We start from the raw sequence: 19250 nt of genomic DNA on the forward strand, positions 1-19250 counted from the left end.
ATAAGGCGTTTACGCTGCCATCCGACAAGTATGCTTACTCGTAGTAGTTATAAATTCCCGCAGCCATCACCAGTTGTGATGCCACTTCGTAAGCTTTTTCGCGACTCACCAGAAGATCAATGATTTTTAAACCGAAATCGATGGAAGTCCCCGGTCCCTGGCTGGTTAACAGGTTGACACGCGGATCCCATACCACTCGCTTGTCCTGCCACTGATCGGTGGGAATTTGGTCTTTCAGCGCCGGAAAACCGGTCATGTTACCGATGGGGAAAATATCGTGCGGGACGAGCACGGTGGCGGCAGCGGCACAAATCGCGGCGACAATGCGCCCGGAACGATGGAATTGTTTCACCGTTTCGATAAGCAACGGGCTGTCGCGAAAACACTCGGCGCCTTTAATACCGCCAGGCAACACGATAATGTCGAAATCGCCGTCAGCAACTTCGACTAATGGCGCATCCGCCAGCAGCTTTACTCCGCGTGAGCACACAATCGTCAGGTTGCCATCGCTGGCGACGCTTGCGGTCGTGACCTTAATGCCGCCACGAACCAGCAGATCGATAGTGGTGACCGCTTCGGTCTCTTCACTACCAGGGGCGAGACATACCAGTGCCTGAGCGCTCATACTCACTCTCCTTTCTCTTAACCATTTCAAACAGGTGGGCATTTTCCGGGACGGCGATGCCGTGCGCACGTGCGCGTTTTAACAAATAACCGGTAATGTAGTCGATCTCAGTATGGCGCATGGCACGAATATCCTGCAGCATTGATGAGATATTTTCCGCCGTACTGTCAATCACTTGCTCGACATAATAGCGTAAATCATCCACTGATGTGTGGTGGCCTTCGCGCTCGATGACCGCCGCCACTTCCTCGCATATCAACGCTATTTTTTCTGGATGCTGACGCAGCTCGCCGTTGGGACAGTTCCAGAGTGCGGTGAGTGGGTTAATGACGCAGTTGACGGCCAGTTTGCGCCACAGCTCGGCGCGAATAGTGTCGTGCCAGGCGACATCAGGCAGGACATCTTGCAGGATTTCAGCCAGATAACTGAAATCACCATCTTGTTCACGTGCCGGGCCAATACGCGTTGTGCCCTGGGCGACATGAATAATGACGTTCCCGTCGCGGCGTGCCGCGTGAGTGGTGGTGCCCATCAGCAGAGGTTGCTTAATGTTATGCAACTCTTCAATCGTTCCCATGCCGTTGTGAATCAGCAGAATAGGAGTGGTTTCAGGCAGAATTGCGGCCAGGCCTTTTACCGCATCAGAAACCTGCCAGGCTTTGAGGGTGACTAGCAGCAGGTCGCTTTTCGCCAAAAAGTCGGGGTCGTTTGCCGTCAGGGATTCATTAAAAACGGATCCATCCGTGTCGATCAGGTTCACGCTGCAATAGGGTTGCGGTACGCGTAGCCACCCCTGCACCTCATGTCCATGTTTGCATAGCGCGGTTAGCCAAAGCTGGCCTAACGCTCCGCATCCCAGTACGGTAATTTTCATTCTTCCTCCTCACCTGCAACAGCACCAGGTGTTAATCCATATCCGCTACATCCCATTATTGTTCGCAGCTATCAGTACCACGTACAATTAAAGGATACAGCCTAGTATAGCGCTGTCTGTTGAGTAACTTTGCAGGTATTATGCTTCGCATCAAAAATGAAGGGAGAGGAAAAGATGCCATCTTTCGATATTGTTTCTGAAGTTGATCTTCAGGAAGCTCGTAACGCGGTCGATAATGCCAGCCGCGAAGTGGAGTCACGCTTCGATTTTCGTGGCGTTGAGGCCACCTTTGAGCTGAACGAGTCAAATAAGACGATTAAGGTGCTGAGCGAGTCTGATTTCCAGGTCAATCAGCTGCTGGATATTTTGCGTGCCAAGCTGTTGAAACGCGGCATTGAGGGCACGTCGCTGGACGTCCCAGAAACCTTCGTGCACAGCGGTAAAACCTGGTTTGTCGAAGCTAAGCTGAAGCAAGGCATTGAAAGCGCAGTGCAGAAGAAAATTGTCAAGTTGATCAAAGACAGCAAACTGAAGGTGCAGGCGCAGATTCAGGGCGAAGAAATTCGTGTGACCGGTAAGGCGCGTGACGATCTGCAATCCGTCATGGCGCTGGTTCGCGGTGGCGATCTCGGACAGCCGTTCCAGTTCAAGAACTTCCGCGATTAAGTCGTTATGTCAGATGGCGTGAGCCGCCATCTGACAAATCTCATCTTCAAGCCTGGCTAATCGTCTGTTCAACCTCAAATCGATTTGTCACTTTGCTGTCGATCTTCACGTAGGCCGAATGCTCTTTTGCCACCAGTAATACTTCACTGACGCCTTCTTTTGCCAGCAGACGCTGCTTCAGGGTGTCATCCGCAGCAATCTCTGGTGGGATTTCCACGCGCAGGCTGCTGACATATGGCGGCTCTTTCATTGTACTTGCCACCGCCAACCAAACTGCCGCCAGAAGTGCACCGGCCAGAAATACCGCCTGACCATCAAACATTTCGACCACCCAACCGCCGAGCGAACCGCCAATCGCCACGCCAAGAAACTGGCTGGTGGAGTAAACACCCATCGCCGTGCCTTTATAGCCAGCCGGGGACTCTTTGCTGATAAGCGAGGGGAGGAGGGCTTCCATCAGGTTGAAGGCGAGGAAGAATATTTGCACGCCGGCAATCAGACCCCAGAAACGAATGTTAGCGCTCCACAATACAATCTCTGCAATAAGGATCAGTAACACGCAGGCGAGGAACACGCGTTTCATCTTGCGCTTCACTTCGGCGTAAATGATGAACGGCACTACGGAGACAAAGGACAGCAGCATCGTCACCAGATAAACTTTCCAGTGCTCGGCGGCGGGGAAGCCCGCTTTTGCCAGTTGGCCTGGCAGAGCCACGAAGGTGGACATCAGTAAAATATGTAGGCACATGATGCCGAAATTGAGCTTCAGCAGTTTAGGCTCCGCCAGCACTTTACTGAAGCTGTCTTTGACCATGCCTGATTCGCGGTTCAGCACGTGGCTGGTGCTATTGGGAACGACCCAAATGGTCAGCACAATACCGGTGGTGGCGAGCGCGGCAATCATCCAGAACAGTGCGTGTAGTCCCAGCGCATGGGTGACGATCGGCCCAAGTACCATCGCAATCGCGAAAGTAATACCAAAGCTAACGCCGATAAACGCCATTGCTTTGGTACGATTTTGTTCGCGCGTTAAGTCGGAAAGCAGCGCCATCACGGCGGCGGCAATCGCGCCAGAGCCTTGCAGCGCCCGGCCGAGAATAATTCCCCAGATGGAATCGGAGAGGGCGGCAATCACGCTGCCGAGAACGAATACCGCCAGTCCGCCGACAATAAGCGGCTTACGACCAATACGGTCAGAGAGCAGACCAAAGGGGATCTGGAAAACGGCCTGCGCCAGACCATAAATACCGATGGCAAGGCCTATCAGCGCTTCGCTGGCACCTTGTAGCGCCATACCGTATGTGGTCAGAACCGGCAGGACCATAAACATGCCAAGCATGCGCAACGAGAATACGGTCCCTAAACCCCAGGTGGCGCGCAACTCACCGGGCGTCATTTTGTAATCGTTCATTCCCACCTCTGTATTAATTTCGCGCCTAGTGTAAAGCGGGGAAGGAATGGGGTAAACCACTACGATATGTGGAATTGTGTAGCGGGAAAATTGAAATAGTTACAATTGCAACTAATTTACTTGCGATAATTACAGGTGTAGTCTTTTTGTGGTTGTTTCTAATGGAAAGAGGGAAAAGGAAAATGGTATTTCGCGATAAATATAATCAATTGCTTCAAGCTGATGACTGTATTTAGTGGACATCAATCTAATGAGTATTCAAGACGATGTATTAAAGCTTTTCAGGGAAGAAATACCTGGGTTTTGGGATGAAAACTGGAAGGAGGTTCCTTTAGAACTCGACTCAGAATTGTTTGACGCCCCCGGTGATGATCTCCACAGTGCTCTGGATAGATATGAGAAAGAGTTCAAAGTCGATTTATCATGTGTGAACTGGAAACCTTATTATCCATGGCACAATCTGCCACTATTCACGAGATGGTTCAAAGCTAACCGGGAAGAAGTGGAAGCAACACGTTTACCGTTAACCGTAAGGATGTTTGCTGAGTCGGCTGAAGCGGGGAAATGGCTGTTTGAGATCTGACCTGATGAACAAAAAGACGAGACCTGACGCTCTCAAAATCGCGTAGTAAAAAAAGATGCCGAAGTACCCTGTTAGCATTCGCTGAATTTACCCAACCCAGGTCAACAGACTGTGTGAATTATGCATCATAAAGTCTAATGATATCATCACATTAGCGCGCCAAAAAGAACGCATTCAATGGACATCTTTCTGATGAGAAATTATGAAGCTGAAGTTATTGAGTACAGCATGAAGAATTACCCAATCAGGGAACGTTGGTTCAGACCTGGTCTTAAGCAGGTCACTAAAGAATGGACCCTTGAGGATGATTTTCAGTTTGTTCCGGAAGATGCGTATGATTTTTTAGCTGATTTATTTGAGCATTTTGATATTGAATACTCGACGTTTGATGGAAGGAATTATATTGAACAAGAATACCCTTTCTGGCGAAAAGATCCTCCTGAAATTGAGTTAAAGCCTTTGACAGTAGGTATGATTATCGAGTCAGCAAAGGCTGGGAAATGGCTCTATGACTGAATAATATTCCTGCCAATAAAAAGGGTGCCGGAGCACCCTTTTCGTATCTGCAGATTCTTACCAGACGTAAGTCAGCAAGTTCTGCGAGTTTGGCACCATAAAGTCGACGGACATCATGACGCTCAGTGCGGTAATGGCGATGATGGAGAAACCGAACAGCTTGCGCGCCCAGACTCTGTCATCTTCCACTTTATAACCGCGCAGCGCCATGCCCAACCACCAGACGCTCACCGCCGCTGCAACAATCAGGTATTTATATCCTGCATAGCCGCCCAGGGTTAGCATCAGCGTGGCGATAGCAAACGCCACGATGTACAACGTGATATGGTTCTTCGCGACCGAAATACCTTTCACCACCGGCAGTACCGGGATGTTGGCTGCCTGATAATCCTTGAAGCGGAAAATCGCAATCGCGTAAGAGTGCGGCATCTGCCACAGGCTGAAAATAGCCAGCAGAATCAGCGCACCGCTATCAAACACACCGGTTACGGCGCAGTAGCCAATCACCGGCGGCGCAGCGCCGGAGAGTGAGCCAATCAGCGTACCGTAAACGGAATGGCGCTTCATATACAGGCTATAGACACCCACATAGACCACGAAGCCCATTACCCCCAGCCAGCAGGCCAGAGGGTTTGCGCCAAACCACAGCAGCATAAAGCCAGCAATACCCAGCAGGGTGGCGTAGACCAGTGAGACCGCAGGGGAAATCAGACCTTTAACCAGCACGCGGTTTTTGGTCCTCTCCATCTTCCTGTCGATATCCCTGTCGATGTAGTTGTTAAATACACAACCCGACGCCACAACCAGTGACACCCCAACCAGCGTGTAGATAAACAGGGGATAATCAATGCTGCCTTTTGAGGCCAGCAGGAATCCCCCAATCACCGAGATCAGGTTGCCAAAGATGATGCCTGGTTTCGTTACTTGCAGGTATTGCTTAAACATCATAATCGCCGCTCTTAGTGCATCATCATGTTGTAGTTAAGGTTCCACATAATCCAGATGGAGCCCACAACTAGGATGGCGATGATTAGCACAGTAAAGACAAAGGCCGTCATGTTCCAACCTTCATCAGATTTGCTATTCATGTGCAGGAAGCACACCAGGTGCACCAGAATCTGTACCACTGCCATTACCAGAATAGTTCCCAGAATGACGGCCGGAGAGGCAGAACCTGTCATCACCATCCAGAACGGAATGACCGTCAGGATTACCGACAGGATAAACCCTGTCATGTAGGTTTTTACGCTGCCATGGGATGCGCCGCCGCTCTCGTTAGAATGACTCATTACATCGCCCCCATCAGATAAACAACAGTGAACACACAGATCCACACCACATCCAGGAAGTGCCAGAACAGGCTCAGGCACATGATGCGGGTACGGTTAGTACTGGTCAGGCCGCGACGAGCAACTTGCACCATCAGCACAGCCATCCAGATAAGACCGGAGGTGACGTGCAGACCGTGAGTACCGACCAGCGCGAAGAACGCAGACAGGAAGCCGCTGCGATCCGGGCCCATACCGTTAACAATCAGGTGATGGAATTCATAGAGTTCCATCCCGATGAATCCGGCACCGAACAAGAAGGTCAACGCCAGCCAGGAGATAACCTGGCTCTTGTTGTTCTTGTACATGGCAATCGCTGCCATGCCGTAAGTAATGGAGCTGAATAACAGCAGGAATGTTTCAACCAGAACGAACGGCAGTTCAAAAATGTCCTTACCTGTCGGGCCACCTGCGGTGCCGTTCACCAGAACGGCATAGGTTGCAAACAGAATAGAGAACAGAATGCAGTCGCTCATCAGGTAGACCCAGAATCCGAAGATCTTGGTCTGGCCTGCATCGTGGTGCCCGTGTTCGTGCGCGTGGGCAGTCGCGTGCGTTAAAGTATCAGTTGCCATTTTTCAGCCCTGCCTTAGTAATCTCATCGAAATGCTGGTTTTCCAGTTTTTCGACTTCCGGGACCGGCACGTAGTAATCCACGTCTTCATCAAAGCTTTTCACAATCCAGCTGATGATCATGCCTGCGAAGCTTGCAATCGCCAGCCACCAGATATGCCAGATCATGGCGAAACCAAACAGTGTTGCGAAGGCGGTAATGACGATACCAGCACCGCTGTTCTTCGGCATATGAATTTCTTCATAGTGCGCAGGCTGCTTGTACGCTTCACCTTTTTCTTTCATTTCCCAGAAGGCATCACGCTCGTGAACGTGCGGCACAACGGCAAAGTTATAGAACGGAGGCGGGGAAGAGGTTGCCCACTCCAGCGTACGACCACCCCATGGGTCACCGGTCAGGTCACGGTTCTGCTCGCGGTCGCGAATAGACACGTAGATCTGAATCAGCTGGCACAGGATACCCAGTGCAATCAGCGCGGCACCGCAGGCGGCAACGACCAGCATTGGATGGAACTGCGGGTCAATCTGCTGGCTGAGGCGACGGGTCATACCCATAAAGCCCAGCACGTACAGCGGCATAAATGCCACGAAGAAGCCGATGATCCAGAACCAGAATGCGCGTTTACCCCAGGTTTCGTTCAGCGTGAAGCCAAACGCTTTTGGCCACCAGTAGGTCATACCTGCGAAGCAACCAAATACGACGCCGCCGATAATAACGTTATGGAAGTGCGCAATCAGGAACAGGCTGTTGTGCAGTACGAAGTCCGCACCCGGCACCGCCAGCAGTACGCCGGTCATACCGCCGACTGAGAAGGTGACGATGAAGCCAATCGTCCACAGCATCGCTGAGTGGAATACGATACGGCCCTGATACATGGTGAACAGCCAGTTGAAGATCTTCACCCCGGTCGGGATGGCGATAATCATGGTGGTAATACCGAAGAAGGCGTTTACGTTAGCGCCCGCACCCATGGTGAAGAAGTGGTGCAGCCAAACAACGAACGACAGAACGGTGATACACACGGTTGCCCACACCAGCGAGGTGTAACCAAACAGGCGTTTACGCGAGAAGGTTGCCGCGATTTCGGAGAACACACCGAACACCGGCAGAACCAGAATGTACACTTCCGGATGGCCCCAGGCCCAAATCAGGTTGATGTACATCATCATGTTGCCGCCCATATCGTTGGTAAAGAAATGGGTGCCCAGATAGCGATCCAGGGTTAGCAACGCGACGGTAACCGTCAGGATTGGGAAAGAGGCGATAATCAGGATGTTTGCGCACAGAGATGCCCAGCTAAATACCGGCATCTTGAACATGGTCATTCCTGGTGCACGCATCTTAATGATGGTCACAAAGAAGTTGATACCGGTCAGCGTTGTACCGATACCGGACAACTGGACCGCCCATATCCAATAATCGACCCCGACGCTTGGACTGTACTCTATTCCCGAAAGTGGCGGATACGCCAGCCAACCGGTCTGCGCGAATTCACCCACGCCCAGAGAAAGGTTAACCAGGATTACGCCGACAACGGTGAACCAGAAGCTCAGGTTGTTCAGGAACGGGAATGCAACGTCACGTGCGCCGATCTGCAGCGGAACCACCAGGTTCATCAGACCGATAACAAATGGCATTGCCACGAAGAAGATCATAATCACGCCGTGAGCCGTGAAGATCTGGTCGTAGTGGTGAGGAGGCAGGAAGCCTGCTTCACCTGCAGAAGCCAGCGCTTGCTGACTACGCATCATGATGGCGTCGGCAAAGCCACGAATCAACATGACGATTGCGACGATGACATACATGATGCCAAGGCGTTTGTGGTCAACCGAGGTTAGCCACTCTTTCCACAGGTAGGTCCACTTACCGAAGTAAGTGATAAGGCCGAGTAAGGCCGCACCACCGATGATAATGGCAGCGATCGTAACCATGACGATTGGTTCATGGAACGGAACTGCATCCAGTGTTAATTTTCCGAACATCGTATTCTTCCTCAGCCCCTTGAGTTCGCGGATTCCGCGTGGCTCATGTCCATGCCTTCCATTCCTTCATGTGCGCTGTGCTCACCTTCGGGTTGGGTCATGTCCATGCTCTTACCGTGAGCCATAAATTTGTTAATAACGTCTTTAAACAAATCCGGTTTCACGTTGGAGAAGTATTCCACCGAGTTGTATTCGCTTGGCGCAGCCACTTTCTCGAACGCAGCCATGTCGCTCATGGTGTTCGTGGACTGTTTAGCTTTAGCAACCCATTGGTCGAATTCGGCGCGGTCCTTTGTTGCGATAGCCTTGAACTTCATACCGGAGAAGCCTGGTCCGCTATAACTTGCGGAGATACCATCATAAGTACCGACTTCGTTGGCGATCAGATGCAGTCGAGTCTGCATGCCGGCCATGGCATAAATCTGGCTACCCAGACGCGGGATAAAGAAGGAGTTCATCACGGAGTTGGATGTCACTTTGAATTCAACCGGAGTATTCGCCGGGAAGGCGATTTCATTCACGGTAGCGATACCTTGTTCCGGATAGATGAAGAACCATTTCCAGTCCATGGAAACCACTTCGATGGTAATGGGCTTCTCGTCATGCGCCAGCGGTTTGCTTGGCTCAAGAGCGTGAGTGGTTTTCCAGGTCAGAACGGCAAGGAAAATGATGATTAAGATAGGCACCGTCCAGACCACAGCTTCCACTTTATTGGAGTGTGACCAGTTCGGGCTGTACTTCGCATCTTTATTGCTTGCACGGTACTTCCAGGCAAAACCAACAGCCATCAAGATGGCAGGAATAACGACAATCAACATCAGGCCAAATGCCGTCAGTATCAATGACCGTTGTTCCAGTCCAATCTGTCCTTTAGGGTCAAGCAGCGCAGAATTACAGCCACTGAGTAATGCAGTGCCTGCAATTAATGACAACCATCCCAAACTTTTATTGTATTTCCTGAGTCTCATTTAACGACCTCAATTCCACGGGACCGGGTGGCGTTTAAAGTGTGAGGGCATTTTACGGGAAGGTTACATTACTGTAAACATCATTGGATCTGTGTTACCGGGTTCTGCCGCGCATGTCACATATGTTGCAATATATGTCGCTTCGGCTTTAAGAACCTGTTGCAACATCACGTTATAACGAAAGCGGGTGAGCAGGGGCGCTGTTGAGGGCAATTGGTATAACCAATACGAAAATAAAACAATTGTTTAACAATTGATTATCAATAAAAAGACAAATAAAGAACAAAAAATAAATGTGATTCGGCTGAATCGAGTAAGGGAAATAGAATTTATAAAAGGAGTCAATAATTTCCAAATTCTATGGCGCACAAAACAACAAATATTATTTTCATTAACTGCTGTTTATTTAGCCGTTATAATTACGCAAGGTGATTACAACGGCCAAATTAATGTGAAAAATTACATCAGACGTGTTTTTCGTAGTGCAAGATAGTCCAGTAACCCACCAAATACGACGCCACAGATGGCGACCGCGACTGAGACTTCAAGCAGCTCAGCCAGGAAAGAGAAGTTGGTGTAATCCAGTGCGTTCATGGTGAGCAGCAACAGCCAAACAGCCAGCAAACAGCAGCCCGTCACCAGCGTCATCAAAGCAAGATTGTACGCCCCACGGAACTCTGTGCGTGGAATAAAACTCTCATTTTGCCAGCTATGTTCCAGCGTCTGGCGACAAACCAGCAGCAGCAGGAGTCCAGGGATCGCGGCAAACACGGAAAACAGATAAAATGTGGGCCAACCGTGTGCTTCGACAAACCAGCCTGCCACCGGGCCGACATAAACGCGCCCCACAGCGGAAAGCGCGGAGAGCAGGGCGAACTGCGTTGCGGAGAAGGATTTATTACACAGCGTCATTAATAAGGCGACAAACGCCGCCGTGCCCATCCCGCCGCACAGGTTTTCGAAGAAGACGGCGGCTGCCATACTGAACATGTGCTTGTCGGTAATAGAAAGCAGCCAGTATCCGGCATTCGATACGCCCTGCAGAATGCCGAAAATCAGCAATGCGCGAAACAGCGAAAGACGCTGCATCAGGACCCCGCCGTACAGCGCACCGACTATTGTCGCCAACAGCCCCAGCGTTTTATTGACCACTCCGACTTCACCGGCATCAAATCCGACGCCGCGGATTAAAAACGTGGTGGTCAGGCTCATGGCGAACGCATCGCCAAGCTTGTACAGCACAATCAGCAGCAAAATCAGCCAGGCGTTGTTACGACCAAAAAAGTCACGCAGTGGCGCAGCAACCGCTTGTTCCAATGTTTTAGGCACGGGAATGGTGTCAGTGGGTTCGGGCGCTAACAGGGTGGCGATAATGCAGGGAATCAGTAACGCGGCCATCAGCCAGTACATACCTTGCCAGCCTAGCCAGCGGTCGGCCATCCACAGGGCCAGACCACCGGAAACCAGCATCCCCAGGCGGTAACCCAGTACGCTGATTGCTGCACCGGTACCGCGTTCTTCTGCCGGTAAAACGTCTGTTTTCCAGGCGTCAAAAACAATATCCTGCGACGCCGAACAAAATGCGATCACCACTGCGAGTGCCGCCATCCAGCGTAACTGCGTGCCAGGTTCCAGAAAACCCATCGCGGCGATGGAAATAAGAAGCAATACCTGGGTAGTCAACAGCCAACCGCGACGACGACCTAAAAACGGTGGGGTATAGCGGTCCATTACCGGGGACCAGAGAAACTTAAATACGTAGGCCTGGCCGACCAGAGAAAAGAAACCGATAGTTTTTAGATCGATATTTTCGACCGTCATCCACGCCTGAAGCGTACCGGAGGTCAGGGCGAGCGGTAAACCGGAAGCAAAACCTAGCATCAGCAGAATCGCTGATTTTGGTTGCTGAAAAATACGTAAATAATGATTGGACATGGGCATTAAAAGCTGACCCGGCGAAATGCCGGGTCAGGGGGCTTAAATTAGCGAGCGTTCTGCTTGATGAAATCGTGAACGCTGGTGTCCTGGGACATATCAGCGATGGTGTCGGTCAAGACGCTGTTAACGGCATCAGCAATATTTTTGTTAGAGGCCTGGAATGCGCCTTCAACAGAGTAGCTTGCACGGTAGTTTTTGGTCATCTTATTGCCGTTGGCCGCCGTTGCAATAATGGCGATGTCTGCTTTGGTGGCGATGTTATAGCGCACGCTACCTTGAGACACATCAGCGTACAGCTGGCTTACGATGATTTGCAGGTTAACTGCACCGTTTGGACCCACCATATAACCGCGTGCAGTCATCTGTTTTTCCAGCACTTCTTGCAGCAGGAAGCGCAGATCGCGAGACGCAGTCAGCGTAACCAGTTGATTGTCGCGGGTCACTTTTGCCAGCGCCTGATCCTGACGCTGGTCAGCGCCGTTGATGCTGACAGTTACTCCCATCAGACTCGGATCCTGCTGTGGCAGGGTAATTTTCGGCGATACGTTGATGGTAGTGGGCGGAGTTGCGCAGCCAGCCAACATAAACAGCGCGACTAAAGGGAAGAGGATTTTTTTAAACATGCCAGGGCTCTCAGCGAATCTAAATTGTATGGTTAGAGAAAATTCCCGCCATCATAACATCGCCAACGATGAGGGGAAGTGGGTAACGCATGTAAATTCATCATGTTGTCCGTTTGATGATGTTGTAGAGACCATAAATGGCCTTTTTGCAATGACGCGAACACAAGAATCAGTGAACTTCATTCGTTTGGGTGAGAAAATCAGACAAGCGCTAATTTTTTGTTGCTAAGGTGTAATGAAAACGGTAAAAGCGGCTAGTATTTAAAGGGATGGGTGACATCTCAGCGTTGTCGGAGGAAAAATTTCATGATGATTCGTGAGCAAATAGAAGAAAAATTAAGGGCAGCGTTCCAACCCGTGTTCCTCGAAGTTGTGGATGAAAGCTATCGTCACAATGTCCCGGCAGGTTCTGAAAGCCACTTTAAGGTTGTGCTGGTCAGCGATCGCTTTACAGGTGAACGTTTTCTTAATCGTCATCGGATGATTTACAGCACGTTAACGGCGGAGCTTTCCACAACCGTACATGCTCTGGCCCTGCATACCTACACCATTAAGGAGTGGGAAGCGTTGCAGGACACCATTTTTGCATCACCCCCGTGTCGTGGGGCGGGAAGCATCGCCTAAAAAACGGATTTGCAACAACCGGCGCTTTTCCAGTATGTTGCTACAGATTATGTGAAAACGGCCTGCGGGCCGTTTTGTTTTGTCTGAATTCTGAGTAGGTCGTCCAGTATTCAGACAAAAATTAGCCGGGAATTGTGAAAAAAGCCGCAGCAACGCGCAATAACCGTTCTCGACTCATAAAAGTGATGCCGCTATAATGCGCGTCTTATTTTTCGGAATGTCTTCGGGATGATTCTGACGACAGGGAATGTGATTGATTATGAGAACATCCCAGTTCCGCGAAGCCAACAACCTGTGCTTGCGGAGAAGAGTTGACCGAGCACTGTGATTTTTTGAGGTAACAAGATGCAAGTTTCAGTTGAAACCACTCAAGGCCTTGGCCGCCGTGTAACGATTACTATCGCTGCTGACAGCATCGAGACCGCTGTGAAAAGCGAGCTGGTCAACGTAGCGAAGAAAGTGCGTATTGACGGTTTCCGCAAAGGAAAAGTACCGATGAATGTCGTTGCTCAGCGTTATGGCGCTTCTGTTCGCCAGGACGTTCTGGGTGACCTGATGAGCCGTAACTTCGTTGATGCCATCATCAAAGAAAAAATTAATCCGGCTGGCGCACCGAACTACGTTCCGGGCGAATACAAACTGGGTGAAGATTTCACTTACGCGGTAGAGTTCGAAGTTTACCCGGAAGTTGAGCTGACCGGTCTGGACGCAATCGAAGTTGAAAAACCGGTTGTTGAAGTTACCGACGCTGACGTTGACGTTATGCTGGATACCCTGCGTAAGCAGCAGGCTACCTGGAAAGACAAGGACGGCGCTGCTGATGCAGAAGACCGTGTAACCATCGACTTCACCGGTTCCGTAGACGGCGAAGAGTTTGAAGGCGGCAAAGCGTCTGACTTCGTACTGGCGATGGGCCAGGGTCGTATGATCCCGGGCTTTGAAGAAGGCGTTAAAGGCCACAAAGCAGGCGAAGAATTCACCATCGACGTGACCTTCCCGGAAGAGTACCACGCTGAAAACCTGAAAGGTAAAGCCGCTAAATTCGTTATCAACCTGAAGAAAGTTGAAGAACGTGAACTGCCGGAACTGACCGAAGAATTCATCAAACGTTTCGGCGTTGAAGATGGTTCCGTAGCAGGTCTGCGCGCTGAAGTGCGTAAAAACATGGAACGTGAGCTGAAAGGCGCTGTGCGTAACCGCGTTAAGTCTCAGGCGATCGAAGGTCTGGTTAAAGCCAACGACATCGACGTTCCTGCTGCACTGATCGACAGCGAAATCGACGTTCTGCGTCGTCAGGCTGCACAGCGTTTCGGTGGCAACGAGAAGCAAGCTCTGGAACTGCCGCGTGAACTGTTCGAAGAACAGGCTAAGCGTCGCGTAGTTGTTGGTCTGCTGCTGGGCGAAGTGATTCGTACCAACGAACTGAAAGCTGACGAAGATCGCGTGAAAGGCCTGATCGAAGAGATGGCTTCTGCTTACGAAGATCCGAAAGAAGTTGTTGAGTTCTACAGCAAAAACAAAGAGCTGATGGACAACATGCGTAACGTCGCTCTGGAAGAGCAGGCTGTTGAAGCGGTTCTGGCGAAAGCGAAAGTGACTGAAAAAGCCACTACTTTCAACGAACTGATGAACCAGCAGGCGTAATTCGTCGCTTTTATAGCACGAAATTCGCACATAAACCCGTCACCTTCTGGTGGCGGGTTTTTTTTTGTCACGCATTTTGCATGGGAAGGGTGCGAAAACAGCGTTTCAGTGTTAGCGTTACAACAAAAGATTGTTATGCTTGAATTATGGCGATGTCGTACCCATTACAGAGGGACTAGCTGATAATCCGTCCATAAGGTTACAATCAGCACAGCAGGTTTTTTCAAATTTTATCCAGGAGACGGAAATGTCATACAGCGGCGAACGAGATAACTTTGCACCCCATATGGCGCTGGTGCCGATGGTCATTGAACAGACCTCGCGTGGTGAGCGCTCTTTTGATATCTATTCTCGTCTACTTAAGGAACGCGTCATTTTTCTGACCGGCCAGGTCGAAGACCATATGGCTAACCTGATTGTGGCGCAGATGCTGTTCCTGGAAGCAGAAAACCCGGAAAAAGATATCTACCTGTATATTAACTCCCCTGGTGGCGTGATTACTGCAGGGATGTCTATCTATGACACCATGCAGTTTATTAAGCCGGACGTTAGCACCATTTGTATGGGCCAGGCGGCCTCAATGGGCGCGTTCCTGCTGACGGCCGGGGCGAAAGGTAAACGTTTTTGCCTGCCTAACTCTCGCGTCATGATCCACCAGCCTCTGGGCGGTTACCAGGGCCAGGCAACGGATATTGAAATTCATGCCCGTGAAATCCTGAAGGTAAAAGGGCGCATGAACGAACTTATGGCGCATCATACGGGTCAATCTCTTGAGCAGATTGAACGTGATACCGAGCGCGATCGCTTCCTCTCCGCTTCTGAAGCGGTGGAGTACGGTCTGGTCGACTCGATTTTGACCCATCGTAATTAATGCCCAGGGCGCAGGTGTGCCGCTATAATTACCTGGAGCGGCACAACGCTGACTAGCGTCTTGCGCCTGAGAATGGCATTTGCGTCGTCGTGTGCGGCACAAAGAACAAAGAAGAGGTTTTGACCCATGACAGATAAACGCAAAGATGGCTCGGGCAAATTGTTGTACTGCTCTTTTTGCGGCAAAAGCCAGCATGAAGTGCGTAAGCTGATTGCCGGACCATCCGTGTATATCTGCGACGAATGTGTTGATTTATGTAACGACATCATTCGCGAAGAGATTAAGGAAGTAGCACCGCACCGTGAACGCAGTGCGCTGCCGACGCCACATGAAATTCGCAACCACCTGGACGATTACGTTATTGGTCAGGAACAGGCGAAGAAAGTGCTGGCGGTCGCGGTATACAACCATTACAAACGTCTGCGCAACGGCGACACCAGCAATGGCGTCGAGTTGGGCAAAAGTAACATCCTGCTGATTGGCCCGACGGGTTCTGGTAAAACGCTGTTGGCTGAAACGCTGGCGCGTCTGCTGGACGTTCCGTTCACCATGGCCGATGCCACCACCCTGACCGAAGCCGGTTATGTGGGTGAAGATGTTGAAAATATTATTCAGAAGCTGCTGCATAAGTGCGATTACGACGTGCAGAAAGCGCAGCGCGGTATTGTCTATATCGACGAGATCGACAAGATTTCGCGTAAATCAGACAATCCGTCTATTACGCGTGACGTTTCCGGCGAAGGCGTACAGCAGGCGCTGTTGAAACTGATCGAAGGTACGGTTGCCGCCGTTCCGCCACAGGGTGGACGCAAACATCCGCAGCAGGAGTTCTTGCAGGTTGATACCTCCAAGATTCTGTTTATCTGTGGCGGTGCATTTGCCGGTCTGGATAAGGTGATTGCTAACCGTGTTGAAACCGGCTCCGGCATTGGTTTTGGCGCGACGGTAAAAGCCCAGTCCGATAAGGCCAGCGAAGGTGAACTGCTGTCGCAGGTTGAACCGGAAGATCTGATCAAATTTGGTCTGATTCCTGAGTTCATCGGTCGTCTGCCCGTTGTGGCAACGCTGAGCGAACTGAGCGAAGAAGCGCTGATCCAAATCCTGAAAGAACCGAAAAACGCCCTGACTAAGCAGTATCAGGCGCTGTTCAATCTTGAAGGTGTGGATCTGGAATTCCGCGAAGAAGCGCTGGATGCTATCGCCAGGAAAGCGATGATTCGTAAAACCGGTGCGCGTGGTCTGCGTTCTATCGTCGAAGCCGCGCTACTCGACACCATGTACGATCTTCCTTCTATGGAAGACGTTGAAAAAGTGGTGATCGACGAGTCTGTGATTGGCGGCCAGAGCAAGCCGTTGCTGATTTACGGTAAGCCGGAAGCACAGCAGGCATCTGGCGAATAATTCATCAATTCATACAGACGTTTAACCAAAAAGGGGGGATTTTATCTCCCCTTTTATTTTTCCGTAAACATGGCGTTGAATGTGTGGGAAACATCCCCATATACTGACATACATGTTAAAGGTGGTATGAAGCACAGTCGTACCACCTGATTACCTGGCGGAAACTAAACTAAGAGAGAGCTCTATGAATCCTGAGCGTTCTGAACGCATTGAAATCCCCGTATTGCCGTTGCGCGATGTGGTGGTTTATCCGCACATGGTCATACCCTTATTTGTAGGGCGGGAAAAATCTATCCGTTGTCTTGAAGCGGCTATGGACCATGATAAAAAAATCATGCTGGTCGCACAGAAAGAAGCGTCAACGGATGAGCCGGGTGTAAACGATCTTTTCACCGTCGGGACCGTGGCCTCTATTTTGCAGATGCTGAAACTGCCTGACGGCACCGTAAAAGTGCTGGTTGAGGGGTTACAGCGCGCGCGTATTTCTGCGTTGTCAGACAACGGCGAGCATTTCTCTGCGAAAGCGGAGTACCTTGATTCGCCTGCTATTGATGAGCGCGAACAGGAAGTGCTGGTACGTACCGCTATCAGCCAGTTCGAAGGCTATATCAAGCTAAACAAAAAAATCCCACCAGAAGTGCTGACGTCGCTGAACAGCATTGACGATCCCGCACGTCTGGCGGATACCATTGCTGCCCATATGCCGCTGAAGCTGGCGGATAAGCAGTCCGTGCTGGAGATGTCCGACGTTAACGAACGTCTGGAATATCTGATGGCAATGATGGAATCCGAAATCGATCTGCTACAGGTTGAGAAACGCATTCGCAACCGCGTGAAAAAGCAGATGGAAAAATCCCAGCGTGAGTACTATCTGAATGAGCAGATGAAAGCGATTCAGAAAGAGCTCGGCGAGATGGACGATGCGCCGGATGAAAACGAAGCGCTGAAACGTAAGATCGACGCGGCGAAGATGCCGAAAGAGGCAAAAGAGAAAGCGGAAGCAGAGCTGCAGAAGCTGAAAATGATGTCTCCGATGTCGGCGGAAGCGACGGTCGTGCGTGGCTACATCGACTGGATGGTACAGGTGCCGTGGAATGCGCGTAGCAAGGTCAAAAAAGACCTGCGTCAGGCGCAGGAAATCCTCGATACCGACCATTATGGTCTGGAGCGCGTGAAAGACCGTATTCTTGAGTATCTTGCGGTCCAGAGCCGTGTGAACAAAATCAAGGGACCGATCCTGTGTCTGGTTGGACCGCCGGGGGTGGGTAAAACCTCTCTGGGTCAGTCCATCGCGAAGGCGACAGGGCGTAAATACATCCGTATGGCGCTGGGCGGCGTGCGTGATGAGGCTGAAATTCGTGGTCACCGCCGGACCTATATCGGTTCGATGCCGGGCAAACTGATCCAGAAAATGGCCAAAGTGGGCGTTAAAAACCCGCTGTTCCTGCTTGATGAGATCGACAAAATGTCTTCTGACATGCGTGGCGATCCGGCATCAGCACTGCTTGAGGTATTGGATCCAGAGCAGAACGTGGCGTTCAGCGATCACTACCTGGAAGTGGACTACGACCTCAGCGACGTCATGTTCGTTGCGACGTCGAACTCCATGAACATTCCGGCACCGTTGCTGGATCGTATGGAAGTGATCCGTCTGTCCGGTTATACCGAAGACGAGAAGCTGAATATTGCTAAACGTCACCTGTTGCCGAAACAGATTGAACGTAATGCGCTGAAAAAAGGCGAGCTGACGGTTGATGATAGCGCCATTGTGGGCATCATTCGTTACTACACCCGTGAAGCGGGCGTGCGTAGTCTGGAGCGTGAAATCTCCAAACTGTGCCGCAAAGCGGTTAAGCAATTGTTGCTCGATAAGTCACTGAAACACATCGAGATCAATGGCGATAACCTGCACGACTACCTGGGTGTGCAGCGCTTTGACTATGGCCGTGCGGATAACGAAAACCGCGTCGGTCAGGTTACGGGGCTGGCATGGACGGAAGTGGGCGGCGATCTGCTGACCATTGAAACCGCCTGTGTACCGGGCAAAGGTAAGCTGACTTACACCGGATCGCTCGGCGAAGTGATGCAGGAATCCATTCAGGCAGCGCTGACCGTGGTGCGTGCGCGTGCGGAAAAACTGGGTATTAACCCGGACTTTTACGAAAAACGCGACATCCACGTTCACGTACCTGAAGGCGCGACGCCAAAAGATGGCCCAAGTGCGGGTATTGCCATGTGCACCGCGCTGGTTTCATGTCTGACCGGTAACCCAGTTCGTGCCGATGTGGCGATGACCGGCGAGATCACCCTGCGTGGTCAGGTTCTGCCTATCGGTGGTTTGAAAGAAAAACTGCTGGCGGCACACCGTGGTGGCATTAAGACGGTCTTAATTCCAGACGAAAACAAACGTGACCTGGAAGAGATTCCGGACAACGTCATTGCCGATCTTAATATTCACCCGGTGAAACGTATTGAGGAAGTTCTGACTCTTGCGTTGCAAAATGAACCCTCTGGAATGCAGGTTGTGACAGCAAAATAGTGACCTCGCGCAAAGAGCATTAATAAAAACAGGGCTGGCAGGCCATTTCGGGCTTGCCAGCCTTTTTTTGTATAGCTAATTTA

The 19250-nt window shown here is 50.9% G+C and carries 18 protein-coding genes; 8 read left to right on the forward strand and 10 right to left on the reverse strand.

Annotation, left to right across the window (positions count from 1 at the left end):
* Positions 1-34 precede the first annotated feature (34 nt).
* Together yajL and panE are read right to left on the reverse strand one after the other, a co-directional pair.
* Entirely contained in the window at positions 35-625 is a 591-nt protein-coding gene (yajL, locus tag RYZ59_RS03990) for a protein deglycase YajL (RefSeq protein WP_318044860.1), read from the reverse strand.
* Positions 588-1499 (reverse strand): 2-dehydropantoate 2-reductase, encoded by a 912-nt coding sequence (gene panE / locus RYZ59_RS03995; protein ID WP_318044858.1) that lies wholly within the window; start codon positions 1497-1499, stop codon positions 588-590. Before panE ends, yajL begins: the two co-directional genes overlap by 38 nt.
* Positions 1500-1673: 174 nt before the next feature.
* On the opposite strand from panE, the gene RYZ59_RS04000 reads away from it, so the two are divergent.
* Positions 1674-2165, forward strand: a complete 492-nt coding sequence (locus tag RYZ59_RS04000; protein ID WP_003831002.1) for a YajQ family cyclic di-GMP-binding protein — start codon at positions 1674-1676, stop codon at positions 2163-2165.
* Positions 2166-2211: 46 nt separating this feature from the next.
* Here the strand turns inward: RYZ59_RS04000 and RYZ59_RS04005 are convergent, their stop codons facing one another.
* Positions 2212-3576 carry an MFS transporter gene (locus RYZ59_RS04005; protein ID WP_318044857.1) on the reverse strand — a complete coding sequence of 455 codons (1365 nt, stop codon included), beginning with the start codon at positions 3574-3576 and terminating at the stop codon, positions 2212-2214.
* Positions 3577-3826: 250 nt separating this feature from the next.
* Here RYZ59_RS04005 and RYZ59_RS04010 point away from each other — a divergent pair, with 250 nt between their 5' ends.
* Both RYZ59_RS04010 and RYZ59_RS04015 read left to right on the forward strand, forming a co-directional pair.
* On the forward strand, positions 3827-4159 hold the full coding sequence (locus RYZ59_RS04010; protein ID WP_318044856.1) for a DUF1493 family protein: 333 nt from the start codon (positions 3827-3829) through the stop codon (positions 4157-4159).
* 177 nt (positions 4160-4336) lie between these two features.
* A complete protein-coding gene (locus RYZ59_RS04015; protein ID WP_318044854.1) occupies positions 4337-4675 on the forward strand; it encodes a DUF1493 family protein in 339 nt (112 codons plus the stop codon).
* Between the two features lie 57 nt (positions 4676-4732).
* On the opposite strand, the gene cyoE is transcribed toward RYZ59_RS04015, so the two are convergent.
* The 7 genes from cyoE to RYZ59_RS04050 all read right to left on the reverse strand — a co-directional run bounded on the left by cyoE (position 4733) and on the right by RYZ59_RS04050 (position 12088).
* Positions 4733-5623 (reverse strand): heme o synthase, encoded by an 891-nt coding sequence (gene cyoE / locus RYZ59_RS04020; RefSeq protein WP_100194043.1) that lies wholly within the window; start codon positions 5621-5623, stop codon positions 4733-4735.
* A gap of 11 nt (positions 5624-5634) precedes the next feature.
* Positions 5635-5964: a cytochrome o ubiquinol oxidase subunit IV gene (locus RYZ59_RS04025; protein WP_318044849.1), complete on the reverse strand. Its 330-nt coding sequence runs from the start codon at positions 5962-5964 to the stop codon at positions 5635-5637.
* Positions 5964-6578 (reverse strand): cytochrome o ubiquinol oxidase subunit III, encoded by a 615-nt coding sequence (locus tag RYZ59_RS04030; RefSeq protein ID WP_003831007.1) that lies wholly within the window; start codon positions 6576-6578, stop codon positions 5964-5966. Before RYZ59_RS04030 ends, RYZ59_RS04025 begins: the two co-directional genes overlap by 1 nt.
* Positions 6568-8559 carry a cytochrome o ubiquinol oxidase subunit I gene (cyoB, locus tag RYZ59_RS04035; protein WP_003021610.1) on the reverse strand — a complete coding sequence of 664 codons (1992 nt, stop codon included), beginning with the start codon at positions 8557-8559 and terminating at the stop codon, positions 6568-6570. The genes RYZ59_RS04030 and cyoB overlap by 11 nt, the downstream gene beginning before the upstream one ends.
* 11 nt (positions 8560-8570) lie before the next feature.
* The gene (gene cyoA, locus RYZ59_RS04040; RefSeq protein WP_202039301.1) at positions 8571-9527 is read right to left on the reverse strand and encodes a cytochrome o ubiquinol oxidase subunit II; all 957 of its coding nucleotides are present in this window, start codon (positions 9525-9527) and stop codon (positions 8571-8573) included.
* 459 nt (positions 9528-9986) lie between these two features.
* Entirely contained in the window at positions 9987-11462 is a 1476-nt protein-coding gene (gene ampG / locus RYZ59_RS04045; RefSeq protein ID WP_318045206.1) for a muropeptide MFS transporter AmpG, read from the reverse strand.
* 47 nt (positions 11463-11509) lie between these two features.
* Entirely contained in the window at positions 11510-12088 is a 579-nt protein-coding gene (locus RYZ59_RS04050) for a lipoprotein (protein ID WP_005125164.1), read from the reverse strand.
* 306 nt (positions 12089-12394) lie between these two features.
* Here RYZ59_RS04050 and bolA point away from each other — a divergent pair, with 306 nt between their 5' ends.
* The 5 genes from bolA to lon all read left to right on the forward strand — a co-directional run bounded on the left by bolA (position 12395) and on the right by lon (position 19167).
* Positions 12395-12712 carry a transcriptional regulator BolA gene (bolA, locus tag RYZ59_RS04055; RefSeq protein ID WP_040232707.1) on the forward strand — a complete coding sequence of 106 codons (318 nt, stop codon included), beginning with the start codon at positions 12395-12397 and terminating at the stop codon, positions 12710-12712.
* 345 nt (positions 12713-13057) lie between these two features.
* Entirely contained in the window at positions 13058-14356 is a 1299-nt protein-coding gene (gene tig / locus RYZ59_RS04060) for a trigger factor (protein WP_137384629.1), read from the forward strand.
* Positions 14357-14603: 247 nt separating this feature from the next.
* Entirely contained in the window at positions 14604-15227 is a 624-nt protein-coding gene (clpP, locus tag RYZ59_RS04065; protein WP_003021624.1) for an ATP-dependent Clp endopeptidase proteolytic subunit ClpP, read from the forward strand.
* A gap of 126 nt (positions 15228-15353) precedes the next feature.
* Positions 15354-16628 (forward strand): ATP-dependent protease ATP-binding subunit ClpX, encoded by a 1275-nt coding sequence (clpX, locus tag RYZ59_RS04070; RefSeq protein ID WP_318044837.1) that lies wholly within the window; start codon positions 15354-15356, stop codon positions 16626-16628.
* Between the two features lie 184 nt (positions 16629-16812).
* Entirely contained in the window at positions 16813-19167 is a 2355-nt protein-coding gene (gene lon, locus RYZ59_RS04075; protein WP_003831014.1) for an endopeptidase La, read from the forward strand.
* Positions 19168-19250: the final 83 nt, after the last annotated feature.

Source organism: Citrobacter sp. HN-141 (assembly GCF_033341895.1).
GTDB lineage: Bacteria > Pseudomonadota > Gammaproteobacteria > Enterobacterales > Enterobacteriaceae > Citrobacter.